Source organism: Naumannella cuiyingiana (assembly GCF_013408305.1).
Lineage (GTDB): Bacteria > Actinomycetota > Actinomycetes > Propionibacteriales > Propionibacteriaceae > Naumannella > Naumannella cuiyingiana.
Window position 1 is genome coordinate 2,259,117 of record NZ_JACBZS010000001.1, and the last position, 16,635, is coordinate 2,275,751.

Genomic DNA, 16,635 nt, shown 5'->3' on the forward strand with positions numbered 1-16,635 from the left:
GGCATGGAACGATGGGGCCCATGCTCGGGCCGCGCGACCACTATGACCTGGCGATCATCGGATCGGGGTCGGGAAATACGATCGTCGACGAAGCGTTCGCGGACCGGACGGTCGCCCTGGTCGAGCGGAACCCAGTCTTCGGCGGGACGTGCCTCAACGTCGGCTGTATCCCGACGAAGATGTTCGTGTTGCCCGCCGATCTCGCGGCCTCGCCGGCGACCGCCGCGCGACTGGGCGTCGACCTGCGTCGCGAAGGGGTCGATTTCGGCGAGATCCGGGACCGGATCTTCGGCCGGATCGATCCGATCTCGGCCGGCGGCAAGCAGTGGCGCCAGCAGGCCGACAACCTGACGCTGTTCGACGGCGAGGCGCGATTCGTCGGGCCGAAGCGGCTGCGCGTCGGCGACCAGGAGTTCGGTGCCGACGAGATCGTGCTGGCCACCGGCAGCAGCCCCGTGCTGCCCGATGTGCCCGGGATGGACCTGCCCGGCGTACACACGTCCGACACGGTGATGCGGATCCCCGACCTGCCCGGCAGCGTGGTGATCATCGGCGGCGGGTTCGTCGCCGCCGAGTTCGCCCACATCTTCTCCGCCTTCGGTGCCAAGGTCACCCAGATCAGCCGGTCCGACGCGCTGCTGCGCGCCGAGGACATCACGATCTCGCGCCGATTCACCGAGCTGACGGCCGAGCGGGTCACCCTGCGGCTGAATCAGGAGATCGTCGCCTGCGAGGAGGGGGCGGACGGGCGTACCGCCGTGATCACCCGCGACGCGGACGGCGTGGACTACACCTATCAGGCCGACATCGTGCTGGTCGCGACGGGTCGCGCGCCGAATTCGGCGCAGCTCGATCCCGCCGCCGGCGGTGTCAACGTCGACGATGCGGGCTATGTGATCGTCGACGACTACCAGCGCACGACCGCCGAGGGTGTGTACGCGCTCGGCGACGTCTGCTCGCCGTGGCAGCTCAAGCATGTGGCCAATGCCGAGGCCCGCGTGGTGAAGCACAACCTGCTGCATCCGGATGACCTGATCAAATCCGATCATCGATTCATCCCGCACGCGATCTTCACCGATCCCCAGATCGCCTCGGTCGGGCTCACCGAACAGGACGCGGTCGGCGGCGGCGTACCGCATGTGATCGCGATCCAGGACTACGGTGCCGTCGCTTACGGATGGGCGCTGGAGGACACCGATCACCTGGTGAAGCTGATCGCCGATCCCGATGGCGGCCAGTTGCTCGGCTGTCACATCATGGGCCCGCAGGCATCGACTCTGATCCAGCCCCTGGTGCAGGCGATGACCTTCGGCCTGCCGGCCCGCGAGATGGCCCGCGGGCAGTACTGGATCCACCCGGCCCTCACCGAGGTGGTCGAGAACGCGCTGTTGGCGCTGCCCCTCGGCGGTGACCGATGATCAACACCACGCGGTTGCTAGCCGCAGGTCTCGCGGGTGCGGCGCTGTTCACCGCCTGTACGCCCCCTCCGCCCGCCCCGGGCCCGCAGCCGTCGGTGCCGACGACACCGAGTTTCGCCCCGAGCACCCCGACCGAGCCGCTGTGCGTGGACCTGGTCGACGCGATGGGCCGCAACGAGCAGATCGCCCAGTTGTTCATGGTCGGCGTCGACATCGGCAGCGGCAAGATCGATCCGGCGACGGCGAACCTGCTCGACGACACCGGGGTCGGGAATGTCTTGCTGCTCGGCAATTCCGAGGCCGGGGTCGCCGGCGTGAGCGAGATCGCTTCCTCCCTGCGCGGGGACTCGCGTCAGCCCGGCGGCGTCGAGTTGATGATCGCGGCCGACCAGGAGGGTGGCCGGGTGCAACGCCTGCAGGGCGAGGGATTCCCGGAGATGCCGTCGGCCAGCGCGCAGGCCGCGATGTCGGACGATGAGCTCACCGTCAACGCCCGGCAGTGGGGCGAGGCGCTGCGCCAGGCGGGTATCGACTACGACCTGGCGCCCGTTGCCGATGTGGTGCCGGCGGACAACAAGGACACCAATACGCCGATCGGTGCGCTGGATCGCGACTATGGTTCCGATCCCGCGCAGGTACGCCAGAAGGCGCAGGCGTTCATCAACGGGATGGACGAGGCCGAGATTGCGACCGCCACCAAGCACTTCCCGGGACTGGGGCGGGTGGTCGGGAACACGGATCTGCAGGGGGAGGTGGTGGATTCCACCACCACCGAGGAGGATCTGCGCGACTTCGTCGGATACGAGAATCTCGACTCGGTGATGGTGTCGTCGGCGGTCTATGAGAACCTCGATCCCGGCACCCCGGCGGTCTACTCGCGCAAGATCATCACTGGCATGCTGCGGATCCAGCTCGACTGGTCGGGCGTGATCGTCTCCGATGATCTTGGAGTGGCCAAGGCGGCCGCGACCGAGCCCGTGGTGGAGCGCGGGGCGGCCTTCCTGGGCGCCGGCGGCGACCTGGTGATCACCGCCGACCCCGACACCCTGGCGGCGATGATGGAGGGGGTACGCCAGCGCGCCGTCTCCGACGAAGCCTTCGCCAATCAGTTGCCCGACAAGGCCGCCCGGGTGCTGGAGCTCAAGTCCGAGGTCGGCCGGGCCAACTGCCGTCCGGGACGTCCGCTGCCGACCCCGCCCGCCGCCGGGAACTGAGCCCGTGGCTCAGTCGACGCGCAACTGCTCCATCGTCTGCCGGGCCGGCTCCAGCAGCTCCGGTGAGGTGTCCGGGATCGAGGCGTAGTACAGCGCCGAGGTCGTGTCGGTGGTCTTCACGATCAACACGATCAACCGCTCGCCCTTGGTCTTCAGGTTGGGGATGTCGAAGCTGAGCTGGGACTCCACCAGCCACGCGTCGCGGCCGTCTACCGTCCGCGCCTCATTGACCTGGTCGTCGCGGGTCACCTCGGCATCGCCGTAGAACGATCCGACGATGCAGTTGACCACGATCTCCGAACCCTGCTCCGGGGAGAAGAAGCCGTCACCGGCTGCCAGCTCCGCGATCAGCACGGACGCGACCCAACTGCTCATCCCGTCGTAGTTGGCCTCGATCGTCACCGACTGGTACTGGGTGTCGCGACCGAACGGCACCCGGTTGTCCGGCGCCGGCGACGACCAGGGGGAGCCGAGCGTCGGGTAGGACATGTTGCCGGCATGGACGCGACCGTCGTTGGGCTGCGGGGCCTGGGTCGGCGCCTCGCTGGGGAACGGCGGGCAGACGCTGGTCGGCGTGGGGATATCCGGCTCGGGCCCGCCGGGCAGCCCCGGCTGCTCGCGGAAGCCGAACAGGCCCGGCAGGATGAACGCCCCGGCGATGATCAACACCAGGATCAGTCCGCCGCCGAGCACCCACCACAACACCCCGGAACGCGGGCGTTGGACGGGGTACGCCGTGGGCGCCCGGCCCGGCATCGGCTGGCCGGGTTGGGGCTGGCCAGGCTGTTGCTGGCCGGGGAACGCGCCGCGCTGGGCCGGCGGGGGACCGGCAGGGGCGCCTCGGCCGGGCGGCGGCGCACCCGGGTCCGGCGACAGCTCGTGGGACCATGCGGAGCCGTTCCAGTATCGGAACATGCCGCGCTGACCCCCGGGATCGGGATACCACCCTGCCTGGCCACTCACGCGGTTCAGTGTAGGTGGCCCGGGGGCGTACCCGGATCGAGCCGAACGTCCGCGTGCCGCGGTCTTGCCGGTGAATCCGCGGGCTCAATCGGCAGGGCAGATGCAAACACGCCCGCCGGAGACCGACGGGCGTGTGCGTGCGAAGGGACGGTGCCGGCTCAGCCGAACTTGCCGGTGATGTAGTCCTCGGTGGCCTGCTCCTCGGGCTTGGAGAAGATCTTCTCCGTCGGTCCGACCTCGATCAGGCGGCCGGGCTTGCCCTGGGCGGCGAGGTTGAAGAACGCCGTCTGGTCGCTGACCCGCGACGCCTGCTGCATGTTGTGGGTCACGATCACCACGGTGTACTTCTCCTTCAACTCGCCGATCAGGTCCTCGATGGCGAGAGTGGAGATCGGGTCGAGCGCGGAGCAGGGCTCGTCCATCAGGATCACCTCGGGCTGCACGGCGATCGCACGCGCGATGCACAGGCGCTGCTGCTGGCCACCCGACAGGCCCGAGCCGGGCAGGTTCAGCCGGTCCTTGACCTCGTTCCACAGGTTCGCGTGCCGCAGCGACCGCTCAACGAGCTCGTCGGTCGCCTTGCCTGACATCCGCGCACCGTTCAGCTTCACCCCGGCCAGCACGTTCTCCTTGATCGACATCGTCGGGAACGGGTTCGGTCGCTGGAAGACCATGCCGACCTGGCGGCGGACCTGCACGGGATCGATCTTGGGCCCGTACAGATTGTGATCATCGAGCAGCACCTTGCCCTCGACGTAGGCGCCGGGGATCACCTCGTGCATCCGGTTCAGGGTACGCAGGAAGGTCGACTTGCCACAGCCCGAAGGCCCGATGAAGGCGGTCACGGTACGCGCCTCGATCTTCAGGTTGACGTCCTCGACGGCCTTGAACTTGCCGTAGTAGACGTTCAGGTCCTCGACATAGATGCGCTTGCTCAACGGACTTTCCTTTCACCCAGGGGGATGGCGGGCATGATCAGCGGCCCTTCGGCGCGAAGCGCGCGGCAATCGCCCGGCCCGCGAGGTTCAACAACATGACGATCAGGATCAGCGTCAGCGCGCCGGTCCAAGCCCGCTCCAGGTACGCCGCGGCATCGCTGCCCTGGTCGACATAGGAGCGGTAGACGAACACCGGCAGCGTCATCATCGGGCCGTCCAGCGGGTCGTTGTTCAGCGACTGGGTGAAGCCCGCGGCCACCAGCAGCGGCGCGGTCTCACCGATCACCCGGGCGATGGCGAGCATCACGCCGGTGACCAGGCCGGCCAGCGCCGTCGGCAGGACGACCCGCAGCACCGTCCGCCACTTCGGTACGCCGAGCGCATACGACGCCTCGCGCAGCTCGTTCGGCACGAGCCGCAGCAGCTCCTCCGTGGCCCGGACCACGACCGGGATCATCAGCACCGACAGCGCCACCGAGCCCGCGATGGCGGTCTTGGTGCCCGGCTCGAGGAAGATCACGAACAGCGAGTACGCGAAGAGGCCGGCGACGATCGAGGGGATGCCGGTCATCACGTCGACGAAGAAGGTGATCGCCCGGGCCAGGTTGCCGCGCCCGTACTCGACGAGGTAGATCGCGGTGAGCAGGCCGATCGGCACCGAGATCAGGGTGGCGATCCCGGTCACCCACAGCGTGCCGACGATTGCATGCACGGCGCCGCCGCCGGCGCCGACCACGCTGCGCATCGAATAGGTGAAGAACTCCGCGTCGAAGCGCGCCAGGCCGTTGGTCAGGGTCGCGACGACCAGCGAGATCAGCGGCACCAGCGCCAGCACGAAGGCCGAGCTGACCAGCACGGTGGCCAACCGGTCCTTGGCCTTGCGGCCGCCCTCGACGACGCTGGAGGCGACCACCGTGCCGATGGCGAACAGCAGCCACGCGACGATGATCGTGCGGACCGGGCTGAGGCTGCCGGCCGCGGCCCAGATGCCGGCGGACAGGACGAGGCTGGCGATCCCGATGCCGACCAGCACGGGCCAGCGCAACTGGTTGCCGGTCAGGCTGGGCGCCTGCGAGGGGTCGGAGGAGGGGGGTGCGGTGGTGACGGCCATCAGTTGGCTCCCGAGAAGTCCTTGCGCCGGCTGACGATCCAGCGCGCGATCATGTTGACGGCCAGGGTGATCACGAACAGCACCAGGCCGCTGGCGATGAGCTGGTTGACGCCGAGCCCGTAGGACTCGGGGAAGCTCAGGGCGATGTTCGCGGCGATGGTGTTCGGGTTGGTCGGCTGCAGCAGCGCGAACGAGATCAGCAGCGCCGGCGAGAGCACCATGGCGACGGCCATCGTCTCGCCGAGCGCCCGGCCGAGACCGAGCATGGCGGCCGAGACCAGACCGGGCCGGGCATAGGGCAGCACGGCGGTACGGATCATCTCCCACCGGGTGGCCCCCAACGCCAGCGCCGCTTCCTCGTGCAGGCGTGGCGTCTGCAGGAACAGCTCGCGGCTCAGGGCGGTGACGATGGGCAGGATCATCACCGCGAGCACCACGGCGGCGGTGAAGATCGTGCGCCCGGTGCCGGACGCCGGCGGGGCGAAGAGTGGGATGAAGCCCAGGTTGTCGGCGAGCCAGGAGTAGGCCGGCTGGAGCGCGGGGGCGAGCACGCTGATCCCCCACAGGCCGAAGACCACCGACGGCACCGCGGCCAGCAGGTCGATCACGTAGCCGAGACCGGCGGCCAGCCGGCGGGGAGCGTAGTGGCTGATGAACAGCGCGATCCCGATCGACACCGGGACGGCCATCACCAGCGCCAGGAACGCCGCCCAGACGGTGCCGAAGACGAGCGGCCCGACCCAGGGCCAGAACGACCCGTAGGGCAGCTCCTCCGCCGGGGCGATCAGCGCCGGGGCGCCCTGCCAGAGCAGGAACGCCGCGACCAGCGCGAGCACGACCAGGATGATGATGCCGGACCAGGTGGCCAGGCCGCTGAAGACGGTGTCGCCCAGTCGGCTGACCGGCTTGCTGCTGGTGGGAGGTGTGACGGTGCCGGGTTCCATGGGGTCCTTCGGGGCCGGATCTGCGGCTGCGCGCGCGGCCGGTGTCACCTTGCTCATTGTTCTCCTACAAGACGGACAGTCGGTCGGGCCCGATCCACGGCCGTGCTGGGGACGGGGAGTGCATGCGGGCGCCTCGCGCACCCGGGAATGGTACGCGAGGCGCCCGCGATGCTCACTTGATGGCCTGCAGCGAGGTGGCGACAGCCTGGGAGGTCTCGTCGGACAGCGGCGCGATGCCGGCCGACTTCACCGCCTCCTGCTGACCCTCGGGCGAGGCGATGTAGGACAGGTACGCCTTGACCAGCTCGGCGGTCTTCGGGTCCTTGTACTGGTCGCACGCGATCGCGTACGAGACCAGCACGATCGGGTAGACGTCACCCTCGGCGTTCCGGTCGATCTCGATCGACTGGTCGTTCGGCGACAGGCCCGGATCCTCGACCTTCGGGGACTCGGTGACGATCGCCGAGGCGGCCTCCGGCGAGTACTCCAGGTACTTGTCGCCGACCTTCACCTTGACCACGCCGAGGTCACCGGCGCGAGACGCATCGGCGTACCCGATGGTGCCCGTGCCGTTGGTGACGGCATCGACCATGCCGGAGGTCTGCGGTGCGGCCTCGCCACCCTTGTAGGGCCACTCACCGTCCGGCTCCGCGTCCCACACCTTGGGGGCGGCGGCGTTCAGGTAGTCGGTGAAGTTCTCGGTGGTGCCCGAGTCGTCCGCGCGGTGCACCGCGGTGATCTGCAGATCGGGCAGCGTCGTGCCCGGGTTCTGGTCGGCGATCGCCTTGTCGTTCCACTTGGTGATCTCACCCTTGAAGATCTTCGCGATGGTCGGAGCGTCCAACTGCAGGCTGTCGACGCCCTCGATGTTGTAGATCAGCGCGATCGGGGAGATGTAGACCGGCAGGTTCATCGCCGAGCTGCCCTCGGCGCAACGCGAGCTGGCGAGCGCCTCCGGAGCCACCTCCTCGGGCTTCATCGCGCGGTCCGAACCGGCCCAGTCGACGCCGCCACCGGTGAACGCCTCACGACCCGCGCCCGAACCGTCCGGGGAGTAGTTGACCGTGACGTCCGGGTTGGCGGTCTGGAACTGGGCGACCCAGGCCTCCTGGGCCGACGCCATCGAGGAGGCGCCCGCGGCGGCCAGGGTGCCGGAGAGGGCGCTGCCGCCCCCCGCGTCCCCACCCGGCGTACCGCCGCCTTCGTTCGCGGCGCAGGCCGACAGCAGGAGTGCCGCCGAGGCAAGCGCGGCGGCGCCCACACGCATCTTCATAAGTGGTATCCCTTCGGATTCATGGCTCAGCCGGCGGCTGACTTCCGATTCGGACGCTAAGCGCCCGCCGTGACGCGACCGTGCGCCTTGGGTGAACCGCGGGTTAACGGCCGATACCGGAGGGATCACGCTCCGCGGGCCCGCTGGACGCGGGGTCGGCGGACAGATTCCGGGTACGCAGCTCGCCCGGGACGAGGGCCGCCTCCGGCAGCCCCGCCGCGCGCAACATGTCGGGCAGCACGGGCCGGTGGCCGCACAGCACCACCGCCCGGCCGGTGCGGGCCGCCTCCCGGGCGGCGTCGGCCACGATCCGGCGTACCTGTGCCGGATCCCGCTCCCCGCAGGGTTCGGTGAGACCGGCGGGAAGCGCGATCCGGAGCCCGTGGCGGCTGGCATAGGGGCGTACCGTCGCCACGCAGCGCTCGGCGGGCGAACTGATCACGGTGCGCACCCCGTAGGCGGCCAACACGTCCGCCAGCGTGTCGGCCTGGCGCTGCCCCGCCGGGGCCAGCGGGCGGGCCAGGTCCGTGCCGTCCCAGGCCTTGCGGGCCAGCGCCTTGCCGTGCCGCAGGACGATCAGGGCGGGGCCGGGGCCGGCCGCCAGCGCCGCGGCCAGGGTCTGCCGGTCCGAGTCGTGGGTCAGTTCGCGGGCCGCCTCCGCCGGGCTCAGCCACCACGCGCGGTCGACCTCGTCGTCGGGGGTACGCGGCCTCTGCTCGAGCAGCCTCGCCCGCCACCAGTCGACCGACTTCGGTCCGGCGGGCGTCGGATAGTGCACCGTCGGCAGTTGGGCCTCCAGTGCGACGATCGCGCCGGTCTCCTCGGCGACCTCGCGGACGGCCGCGACGGCCGGATGCTCGCCGCGCTCCAGCTTGCCCTTGGGCAGCGTGATGTCGGCATGACCGGGGCGATGGATCACCAGGACGCGGCCCGAGCTGTCGAAGACGGCGGCGCCCGCGGCCAGGATCTTCCGGCCCGATCCGGACAACCTCAGCCGTCCTTGACGCGGCGCCGCGCGACCTGCTCGATCAGGTGCTCCTGCAGGTCGAGCAGCGGTTCGCCGGCGTCGTCGTGGGTGCGTTCGGTCCACTCCTCGTCCACCAGCCGCCACGCCGCGGTGCCGTCGTCGAAGGCGAGGGTGAACAGCTCCTCGATCCGGCGCACGTGGGCGGAGTTGTTCAGCGACACGACCGTCTCCACGCGGCGGTCGAGATTGCGGTGCATCAGGTCGGCCGAGCCGATCCCGACCCGCGGGCGCCCGCCGGCGGCGAACCAGAAGATCCGGCTGTGCTCCAGGAACCGGCCGAGGACCGAACGGACCCGGATGGTCTCGCTCAGCCCGGGCACGCCGGGGCGGATCGTGCAGATGCCGCGTACCCACAGATCAACGGGTACGCCGGCCTGCGACGCGCGGTAGAGCGCATCGGTGATCGCCTCGTCGACCAGGGAGTTCACCTTGAACCGGATGCCCGCGGGCAGCCCCGCGCGATGGTTGGCGATCTCGTCCTCGATCTGGGCGAGCAGCCCCTGCCGGATGCCGTGCGGGGCGACCAGCAGCCGGCGGTAGTTGACCTCCTGGGTCATCCCCGACAGGTGGTTGAACAGCCGCGCCACGTCCTCGGTGATGATCGGATTCGCGGTGAGCAGGCCCATGTCCTCATACATCCGCGCGGTCTTGGGGTTGTAGTTGCCGGTGCCGATGTGGGCGTAGCGCCGCAGCCCCTCCGGCTCCTCGCGTACCACCATCGACAGCTTGCAGTGCGTCTTCAGGCCCATCAGGCCATAGATCACGTGGCAGCCGGCCTGTTCCAACTTGCGGGCCCACGCGATGTTGGCCTGCTCGTCGAAGCGGGCCTTGATCTCGACCACCGCGAGCACCTGCTTGCCGGCCTGGGCCGCCTCGATCAGCGCGTCCACGATCGGGGAGTCGCCGGAGGTGCGGTAGAGGGTCTGCTTGATCGCCAGCACGTGCGGGTCGGCGGCGGCCTGTTCGATGAACCGCTGCACGCTGGTCGCGAAGCTGTCGTAGGGGTGGTGCAGCAGCACGTCGCGGCGCTTCAGCGCGCTGAACAGATCGGCCGGCTGGGCGGTCTCGACCTCGGCCAGGTCCGGGTGGGTGGAGGGCAGGAAGGCCGGGTACTTGAGCTCCTCGCGATCCAACCCGCCGAGCCCGAACAGCCCGGTCAGATCGAGCGGCCCCGGCACCGAGAAGACCTCCTCGGGGGAGATGTCGAGCTCGCCCATCAGCAGCTCGAGCATCTTCGGGTCCATGTCGTCCTCGACCTCCAGCCGCACGGGCGGCCGGCCGATCTTGCGCCGCAGCAGCTCCTTCTCCAGCGCGAAGAGCAGGTTCTCGGCGTCGTCCTCCTCCACCTCGAGATCCTCGTTGCGGGTCACCCGGAACATGTGGTGCTGCAGCACCTGCATCCCGGAGAAGAGCTGGTCCAGGTGCCGGGCGATGACGTCCTCCAGCGGGACGAACCGGCCGTCGCCGAGGGCCACCAGCCGCGGCAGGATGTTCGGCACCTTGACCCGGGCGAACTGGCGCGCGCCCGTGGTCGGGTGCTTGAGCAGCACGGCCAGGTTGAGCGACAGCCCCGAGATGTAGGGGAAGGGATGCGACGGGTCGACCGCGAGCGGGGTCAGGACGGGGAAGATCCGCTCGGCGAACAGGGTCCGCATCCGGTCCTTCTCCGGTGCCCGGAGCTGGTCCCAGCGCAGGATCTCGATGCCGTGGCCGGCGAGCTCCGGGCGTACCTGCTCGACGAAGACCCGCGACTGCTCGCCGACCAGCTCGCGGGTGCGTTCGAGGATCGCTCGGTGCAGGTCGCGGGGGAGTACGCCGGACACGCCCGGCACCGCGACCCCGGCGGCCATCCGGCGCTTCAGGCCGGCCACCCGGACCATGAAGAACTCGTCCAGATTGGCCGAGAAGATCGCCAGGAACTTCGCGCGCTCCAGCAGCGGGATCCGCGCGCGGTCACGGGCCAGGTCGAGCACCCGGTTGTTGAACGCCAGCCAGGACAGTTCCCGATCGGCGAAACGATCATCGGGCAGGAAGGTGCCCGCTTCCGACTCTTCGGTGCGCGGCTCCAGACCGGCTGCCACCTCGACTCCCTTCAACTGTGTCGACATTTCCGGGGCGTCTCTGCCTGCCGATGGTGTCGTGATCAAAGGTAGCCGACCGCGCGCGGCCGGGCCCGGTCCGATCAGGGCGCGGATGGCTCCGGTGCCGCGAGAACCACATCGCGGTGGGCGACCACGAAACCCGCCCGGCGATAAATGTCGACAACGCGCGGTTGATCATTCTCCACATAGAGGATGACGCGCCGCAGGCCGAGGCCGGCCAGATGCGCGAGGCCGGCGCCCAGCAGGGCCCGGCCGACGCCGCCGGACGAGGCGTCGGGGTCGACCGCGAGCACGTAGACCTCGCCGAGTTCGGCATCGTGGCGCTTGGTCCAGTGGAAGCCGATCAACCGCTCGTCGCGGGTGGCGACAAGCAGATCCTCGTCGCGGTACCAGGGCTCGGCCATCCGCGAGGCGAGATCGGCGGCATCCATCGCGCCCTGTTCGGGGTGATGGGCGAACGCGCGGGCGTTGATGTCGATCACGGCGTCGGCGTCCGCGGGCCGATAACCGCGCAGGCTGACCCCGGCCGGCACCTCCGGCGCGTCCGGTGGGGGATCGGTGAGCGAGCGCTCCATGATCAACAACTCCCGCTCGGTGATCAGCCCGGCTCGCTGCGCCCACGCCCGCGCCGCGGGTTGATCACCGAAGGACCAGTAGCGCAGCTCGCGCGGATCGCGATCACCAGCGAGGGCACGGAGCAGGGCGGTGCCGTGACCGCGCCGACGCACCCGGGGGTGCACGACGAGCTGGACATGATCATCGGCGAGCTGGCCGTAGCCGAGCAGTTCGTCGCCGTCGGCGAGGGTGGCATGTCGCTCGCCGTCCGGGTGGGTCAGCGCGCGCAGCGCCGCCTCGTTCAGCGGCGGGGTGCCGTCGGTGGCTGTGGCCGCGGCCACGAGTCGGCGTACCGCCTCCGGATCCGGGGGGCGCACGGTCGCGACGGGCTGCTCGGTCACCGGGCAAGACTAGTCTGTGCTGCGATGTCGAACGCGCAATCACAGCCCGACCCCGTCCGGTCGGTTCCCGAGCAGCCGGCGGTCGAGCCGGGCCAGGCCGAGCGCAATCGCCGAGCGACGCTGGTCGGTCTGGTGCTGGCCGTCGGGTCGGTGATCGCCGCGCTGGTCGCGCCGCTGTTCTCGGCCGCGGGCTATGCCTTCTCGTGGCCGTGGCTGGCAATCGCGGCGACGGTCGCCATGACGGCGATCGTCGGGCTGCAGTTCAGGTTGTGGGGGCGGGTGCGACGCGGCGGCGACGGGGTGTGGTCGTGGCGTACTGCCTCGTGGGCGGCGCACCTGCTGTCCTATCTGGTGGCGCTGCTCGGGCTGTTCGCGCTGCTGGTGTCGATGAACACCGACGGTCCCGTGTGGTTCGGCTTCTGGCTGTGGCTGCTGGCGGCGCTGGGGCTGCTCGCCGCCCAGGCATCGGGGGCGGTGCAGTATCTGCGGGAGGCGGGGCCGCCCGGCACGCTGCCGGCCCATCTCCGACGGCTGCTCGATGGGTCGGCGCGGCTCGGGCGCTAGCGGATCGCCAGCCGGTAGCCGACATTGCGGACGGTGACGATCATCTGCTCGTACTCCGGCCCGAGCTTGGCGCGCAGGCGGCGCACGTGCACATCGACGGTCCGGGTGCCGCCGTAGTAGTCATAGCCCCACACGTCCGACAGCAACTGCTCGCGGCTGAACACGCGTCCGGGGTGTTGGACCAGGTACTTGAGCAGTTCGAACTCGGTGTAGGTCAGGTCGAGCGCGCGACCGTTCAGGCGTGCTGCATAGGCGGACTCGTCGATCTCGATCCCGCCGGAGGAGATCACCTCGTCCGCGGTGCTCGCCGACAGGCTGAGCCGAACCCGCGCGTCGAGCTCGGCCGGGCTGATGTCGGCCAGCACGAAGTCGTCGAAGCCCCAGTCGCCCGCCAGCGTGGCGAGGCCGCCCTCGGTCATGATCACCAGTACGGGCGCCTGATTGGTGCCCGACAGCAGCTTGCACATGGCGCGGGCGTTGACCAGGTCGCTGCGCGCGTCCAGCAGGATCAGATCGGCCGAGGGGAGTTCGGCGAGCTGGGAGGCGTCGGAGGGAATGACACGGATCTGGTGGGAGAGCAGGCCGAGCGCGGGCAGGATGTCGACGGAGTTCGCGTCGCGGAGGTGCTTCGCGAGCAGCAGGATCTGCGCCACCGCACCTCCTCAGTTGGCATCGACCGGCGACCGTGGCACAGGATAATGGCATGTATCAGGTGACGATCCGGTTCTGGGCCGCAGCGCGGGCGGCCGCGGGCACGCCCGAGATCGCGGTCGGTGCGCGTTCGGTCGCCGAGGCGCTGGCCGGGCTGGACCGCGGGCCCGAGCTGGACCGGATCGTTGGCCTGAGCTCGATCCTGGTCGATGGACGCCGGTCGGCCGATCTGGATGCCGAACTGACCGGCCCCGTCGTCGCCGAGGTGCTTCCCCCCTTCGCGGGCGGCTGAGCGCACTTTTCTGACGGGGAGCGCTGACGCTGTCGGGCGGGGCCGCGCCGTGTCGCCCGGAGCGACACTCCAGTGGCTGCTCGCGGTCAGGAAAGTGCGGCCACGATCTGCTCGACGACCAGATCGGGCTGGCCGGTCAGCGTCGCCCAGGTGAAGCGCAGGACCGTCCACCCCGCGAGCACCAAGGCGTTCTGGCGGGTCCGATCGCGCTCGAATGCCTCCCACGAGCGGTGGTGCTCCCACCCGTCTATCTCCACGACCACCCGGCGCTTAGGGAAGACGATGTCGCCGTAGTAGCGCGAACCGCCGGCTTCGATCCCGGCGTTGGCGGTCCAGCCGGTGATGCCGGCGGCGTGCAGGATCGCGTGGGCGACCCGTTCGGCTCGCGACCATGGCTCGGCACGGGACGCTCGGAGCACGGCGCGGCGTACGGGATCGCCGTGCCGACGCCCGCATGTCTCGAAGGCGAGCCACATCTGGGTCAAGGTGGCACGTCGCATCCGCAGGACCTGGTCGATCGCGTCGCCCCCGTCGCCGACAGCCAGGTCGACGGCGGTGAGTGCGGGCACGGTGCACGCCGGGCCCCCGCCGCGGGCGGTGAGCTCCGGAGGTACCTGTCGACGGGTGAATCGGGCGATGGCGTTCGAGGCGTGGTGCCGGGGCGCCGCCACGGCAAGAGGCAAGGTCGGCGCGTCTTGTCGCAGGATCGCCAATGCGGTGGCGCCGGTGAGTACGGCATCGGGATCGAATCGATGCAGGGCCGAAGCGCACAACGCCCAGTGGAGAGTGCCGGGCGGGGCCCAGATGCCCGGCAGGAGGCGCTGCAGTGCTCCCGCTCGGCTGGCGCGTTTGATCACATCGCGCAGGTCCGGATGATCGGCGATGGCGAGAAAGCCGTGGTCGGCAAGGGCGTCGTTCAGTAATGGGTGCATGCCCATACATGGGCTTCACGGGCGCGGTTCTGTGACTCGGGCGAGGATCTGTGGACAGATCACGGGGTCGGATTGCCCTGTGGATCCGCACTTTTCTGGGCAGAAGCTTTGCACCTTGAGGTGGATGTCGCATGGCGGCGGGCCTCGGCTGGGACGGACCGGAGCTCCCGGCCAGGAAAGTGCGGTCAGCCGTCCAGAACCAGGGTCACGGGCCCGTCGTTGACCAGCTCGACGGCCATCTCGGCGCCGAACCGCCCGGTCTCGACCGTGGCGCCGAGCCGTCGCAACTCGGCGACGAACTCCGCCACCAGCGGCTCGGCCACCGGGCCCGGGGCCGCTGCCGACCACGACGGGCGGCGGCCCTTGGCGGTGTCGGCGTAGAGCGTGAACTGCGAGATCACCAGCAGCGGCGCGCCCACCTGCTCGGCAGAGGTCTCCTGGCGCAGGATCCGGAGCCGCCAGACCTTCGCGGCGAGGGCCCGCGCGGTGGCCGCGTCGTCGGTGTGGGTGACCCCGACCAGCACCACCAGCCCCGGTCCGTTCAGCTCGCCGACCACCTCCGCGCCCACCCGCACGCTCGCCCGGCTCGCCCGCTGCACCACCACCCGCACGCTCGCGAGGCTAGCGCCGCGTGGGCTGGCTACAGTGGGGTGATGCCAACTGCGCCCGTGGTTCACGCCTGGCTCCTGGCCGGGGCGGCCGGCGCGGTGGCGATCATCATCCTGGTGGTGCTGGTCCGCCTCCTGATCGGGGCCTTCCGCACACCGACCGAGAGCGACGAGTGAGGAAGGCCGACCCGTGCCCTTCGAGATTCCCGACAACCTCAATCCCGACCTGATGCCGCTGGCCTGGCTGATCGGCCGTTGGGAGGGCACCGGCAAGGGCACCTGGCCCGGCACCGGAGACTTCGAGTACGGCCAACAGGTTGACATCTCCCACAACGGCGGCGACTACCTGCACTACCTGTCCCAGACCTTCGAGACCGACGACGAGGGCAAGGCGGTCCGGCCGCTGTCGATGGAGACCGGGTTCTGGCTGCCGGGCGGCAACGGCAATGTCGATCTGGTCCTCGCCCATCCGCAGGGGTACGCCGAGATCTGGTACGGCAAGGTCGACGGCGCCAAGATCGAACTCGCCACGGATGCGGTGATGCGCACCCAGGACGCCGAGCCCGTCACCGGCGGCAGCCGGCTCTACGGCAATGTCGAGAATGACCTGCTGTGGACCTGGGACAAGGCCACCACCGAGGTGCCGCTGCAGGCCTACATGTGGGCGCGGCTGCAGCGCCGGAGCAACTGATGGGCGCGGTGATCGCCGAGGACGGCCCCGACGCCGGGGTGCCGTGGCACTACGGCGACCCGGGTGCCGAACAGCGCCTGCTGGAATCCGGCAGCGGCATCGTCGACCTGTCCCACCGCGGCGTGCTGACCATCGCCGGCCCCGATCGGCTGAGCTGGCTGCACTCGCTGAGCACCCAGCATCTCGAGGGCCTGCAACCGGGCGAGTCCAGCACCGCGCTGCTGCTCGGGCCGACCGGGCACATCGAGCACGTGCTGCAGCTCGTCGATGACGGCGAGACCGTCTGGGCCCACACCGAGCCCGGCCGGGTCGGTGATCTGGTCGCCTTCCTCGAATCGATGAGGTTCATGCTGCGCGTCGAGGTGACCGACCGCACCGAACAGCTCGGCATCGTCTGGCAGCCGGGTACGCCGCCCGCGGGCCGGATCACCCGATCGGGCGAGGACTCGCTCGGCGGCTATGAGTCGTTCGTCCCGCGTGATCATCTGTCCGACTACCTGGATCAGCCCGAGCAGCGGGCCGGCACCTGGGCCTACGAGGCACGGCGGATCGCCGCCGGCGTACCCCGCGTCTTCGTCGACACCGATCACCGCACCATCCCGAACGAGATCGGACTGCTCGGCACCCACCTGGAGAAGGGCTGCTACCGCGGGCAGGAGACCGTCGCGCGGGTGCACACGCTCGGCCGCCCGCCCCGACGACTGGTGCTGCTGCATCTGGACGGCAGCGTCGATGCGCTCCCGGAGCGGGGCGCGGAGCTGACCCTGGGCGACAAGACGGTCGGCTTCGTCGGTTCATCGGTACGCCATCACGAGCTCGGGCCGATCGGGCTCGGACTGATCAAGCGCAATGTGCCGGTGGATGCGACGCTCGCCGCCGGCGAGATCAGCGCTGCCCAGCAGGTCCTGGTCGACCCCGAGGTCGGCCTGCACGTGCGGGCGCGGCTCTGAT

At 70.1% G+C, this 16,635-nt stretch carries 18 protein-coding genes; 7 read left to right on the forward strand and 11 right to left on the reverse strand.

The window, feature by feature from the left end; translation table 11 throughout:
* Positions 1-20 precede the first annotated feature (20 nt).
* On the forward strand, positions 21-1,418 hold the full coding sequence (locus tag GGQ54_RS10475) for a mycothione reductase (protein ID WP_179445333.1): 1,398 nt from the start codon (positions 21-23) through the stop codon (positions 1,416-1,418).
* Complete coding sequence (locus GGQ54_RS10480; protein ID WP_179445334.1) at positions 1,415-2,632, forward strand: glycoside hydrolase family 3 protein; 1,218 nt, start codon at positions 1,415-1,417, stop codon at positions 2,630-2,632. The genes GGQ54_RS10475 and GGQ54_RS10480 overlap by 4 nt, the downstream gene beginning before the upstream one ends.
* A 9-nt stretch (positions 2,633-2,641) precedes the next feature.
* On the opposite strand, the gene GGQ54_RS10485 is transcribed toward GGQ54_RS10480, so the two are convergent.
* The 8 genes from GGQ54_RS10485 to mshD all read right to left on the reverse strand — a co-directional run bounded on the left by GGQ54_RS10485 (position 2,642) and on the right by mshD (position 11,946).
* The gene (locus GGQ54_RS10485) at positions 2,642-3,595 is read right to left on the reverse strand and encodes a DUF2510 domain-containing protein (protein WP_179445335.1); all 954 of its coding nucleotides are present in this window, start codon (positions 3,593-3,595) and stop codon (positions 2,642-2,644) included.
* A 158-nt stretch (positions 3,596-3,753) separates the two neighbouring features.
* Positions 3,754-4,533: a phosphate ABC transporter ATP-binding protein PstB gene (pstB, locus tag GGQ54_RS10490; RefSeq protein WP_179445336.1), complete on the reverse strand. Its 780-nt coding sequence runs from the start codon at positions 4,531-4,533 to the stop codon at positions 3,754-3,756.
* 37 nt (positions 4,534-4,570) lie between these two features.
* The gene (pstA, locus tag GGQ54_RS10495; protein ID WP_179445337.1) at positions 4,571-5,644 is read right to left on the reverse strand and encodes a phosphate ABC transporter permease PstA; all 1,074 of its coding nucleotides are present in this window, start codon (positions 5,642-5,644) and stop codon (positions 4,571-4,573) included.
* The gene (pstC, locus tag GGQ54_RS10500; RefSeq protein WP_343045928.1) at positions 5,644-6,645 is read right to left on the reverse strand and encodes a phosphate ABC transporter permease subunit PstC; all 1,002 of its coding nucleotides are present in this window, start codon (positions 6,643-6,645) and stop codon (positions 5,644-5,646) included. The genes pstA and pstC overlap by 1 nt, the downstream gene beginning before the upstream one ends.
* 115 nt (positions 6,646-6,760) lie before the next feature.
* On the reverse strand, positions 6,761-7,861 hold the full coding sequence (gene pstS, locus GGQ54_RS10505) for a phosphate ABC transporter substrate-binding protein PstS (protein WP_179445338.1): 1,101 nt from the start codon (positions 7,859-7,861) through the stop codon (positions 6,761-6,763).
* A 103-nt stretch (positions 7,862-7,964) separates the two neighbouring features.
* Positions 7,965-8,849, reverse strand: coding sequence for an NUDIX hydrolase (locus GGQ54_RS10510; RefSeq protein WP_179445339.1), 885 nt, complete (start codon positions 8,847-8,849; stop codon positions 7,965-7,967).
* Positions 8,850-8,851: 2 nt separating this feature from the next.
* Positions 8,852-10,957 (reverse strand): RNA degradosome polyphosphate kinase, encoded by a 2,106-nt coding sequence (locus tag GGQ54_RS10515; protein WP_246293351.1) that lies wholly within the window; start codon positions 10,955-10,957, stop codon positions 8,852-8,854.
* A 113-nt stretch (positions 10,958-11,070) separates the two neighbouring features.
* On the reverse strand, positions 11,071-11,946 hold the full coding sequence (mshD, locus tag GGQ54_RS10520) for a mycothiol synthase (protein WP_179445341.1): 876 nt from the start codon (positions 11,944-11,946) through the stop codon (positions 11,071-11,073).
* A gap of 24 nt (positions 11,947-11,970) precedes the next feature.
* Here mshD and GGQ54_RS17055 point away from each other — a divergent pair, with 24 nt between their 5' ends.
* Positions 11,971-12,510, forward strand: coding sequence for a hypothetical protein (locus tag GGQ54_RS17055; protein WP_179445342.1), 540 nt, complete (start codon positions 11,971-11,973; stop codon positions 12,508-12,510).
* Here GGQ54_RS17055 and GGQ54_RS10530 read toward each other — a convergent pair.
* Positions 12,507-13,163, reverse strand: a complete 657-nt coding sequence (locus GGQ54_RS10530) for a winged helix-turn-helix domain-containing protein (protein ID WP_179445343.1) — start codon at positions 13,161-13,163, stop codon at positions 12,507-12,509. The two genes, GGQ54_RS17055 and GGQ54_RS10530, sit on opposite strands and share 4 nt — an antisense overlap.
* Positions 13,164-13,213: 50 nt before the next feature.
* Between GGQ54_RS10530 and GGQ54_RS10535 the strand changes: the two genes are divergently transcribed.
* A complete protein-coding gene (locus GGQ54_RS10535) occupies positions 13,214-13,453 on the forward strand; it encodes a MoaD/ThiS family protein (protein ID WP_179445344.1) in 240 nt (79 codons plus the stop codon).
* Between the two features lie 86 nt (positions 13,454-13,539).
* Here GGQ54_RS10535 and GGQ54_RS10540 read toward each other — a convergent pair whose 3' ends face one another.
* Together GGQ54_RS10540 and dtd are read right to left on the reverse strand one after the other, a co-directional pair.
* Positions 13,540-14,385 (reverse strand): endonuclease domain-containing protein, encoded by an 846-nt coding sequence (locus GGQ54_RS10540; protein WP_179445345.1) that lies wholly within the window; start codon positions 14,383-14,385, stop codon positions 13,540-13,542.
* A 185-nt stretch (positions 14,386-14,570) separates the two neighbouring features.
* Positions 14,571-14,996, reverse strand: a complete 426-nt coding sequence (gene dtd, locus GGQ54_RS10545; RefSeq protein WP_179445346.1) for a D-aminoacyl-tRNA deacylase — start codon at positions 14,994-14,996, stop codon at positions 14,571-14,573.
* Positions 14,997-15,038: 42 nt separating this feature from the next.
* On the opposite strand from dtd, the gene GGQ54_RS17395 reads away from it, so the two are divergent.
* Genes GGQ54_RS17395 through ygfZ form a run of 3 tightly spaced genes read left to right on the forward strand, consistent with a single transcriptional unit; the run spans position 15,039 to position 16,634 of the window.
* Positions 15,039-15,170, forward strand: a complete 132-nt coding sequence (locus GGQ54_RS17395) for a hypothetical protein (RefSeq protein ID WP_281370017.1) — start codon at positions 15,039-15,041, stop codon at positions 15,168-15,170.
* 13 nt (positions 15,171-15,183) lie between these two features.
* Positions 15,184-15,684: a heme-binding beta-barrel domain-containing protein gene (locus GGQ54_RS10550; protein ID WP_179445347.1), complete on the forward strand. Its 501-nt coding sequence runs from the start codon at positions 15,184-15,186 to the stop codon at positions 15,682-15,684.
* Entirely contained in the window at positions 15,684-16,634 is a 951-nt protein-coding gene (gene ygfZ / locus GGQ54_RS10555) for a CAF17-like 4Fe-4S cluster assembly/insertion protein YgfZ (RefSeq protein WP_179445348.1), read from the forward strand. The genes GGQ54_RS10550 and ygfZ overlap by 1 nt, the downstream gene beginning before the upstream one ends.
* Position 16,635: the final 1 nt, after the last annotated feature.

What these genes read in the sequence shown, in the direction of transcription:
- GGQ54_RS10475 (WP_179445333.1), top strand. Translation starts at nt 21, where the DNA reads ATGCTCGGGCCGCGCGACCACTATGACCTGGCGATCATCGGATCGGGG.
- GGQ54_RS10480 (WP_179445334.1), top strand. Translation starts at nt 1,415, where the DNA reads ATGATCAACACCACGCGGTTGCTAGCCGCAGGTCTCGCGGGTGCGGCG.
- pstA (WP_179445337.1), bottom strand. Translation starts at nt 5,644, where the DNA reads ATGGCCGTCACCACCGCACCCCCCTCCTCCGACCCCTCGCAGGCGCCC.
- pstC (WP_343045928.1), bottom strand. Translation starts at nt 6,645, where the DNA reads ATGAGCAAGGTGACACCGGCCGCGCGCGCAGCCGCAGATCCGGCCCCG.
- pstS (WP_179445338.1), bottom strand. Translation starts at nt 7,861, where the DNA reads ATGAAGATGCGTGTGGGCGCCGCCGCGCTTGCCTCGGCGGCACTCCTG.
- GGQ54_RS17055 (WP_179445342.1), top strand. Translation starts at nt 11,971, where the DNA reads ATGTCGAACGCGCAATCACAGCCCGACCCCGTCCGGTCGGTTCCCGAG.
- GGQ54_RS10535 (WP_179445344.1), top strand. Translation starts at nt 13,214, where the DNA reads ATGTATCAGGTGACGATCCGGTTCTGGGCCGCAGCGCGGGCGGCCGCG.
- GGQ54_RS10540 (WP_179445345.1), bottom strand. Translation starts at nt 14,385, where the DNA reads ATGCACCCATTACTGAACGACGCCCTTGCCGACCACGGCTTTCTCGCC.
- GGQ54_RS17395 (WP_281370017.1), top strand. Translation starts at nt 15,039, where the DNA reads ATGCCAACTGCGCCCGTGGTTCACGCCTGGCTCCTGGCCGGGGCGGCC.
- ygfZ (WP_179445348.1), top strand. Translation starts at nt 15,684, where the DNA reads ATGGGCGCGGTGATCGCCGAGGACGGCCCCGACGCCGGGGTGCCGTGG.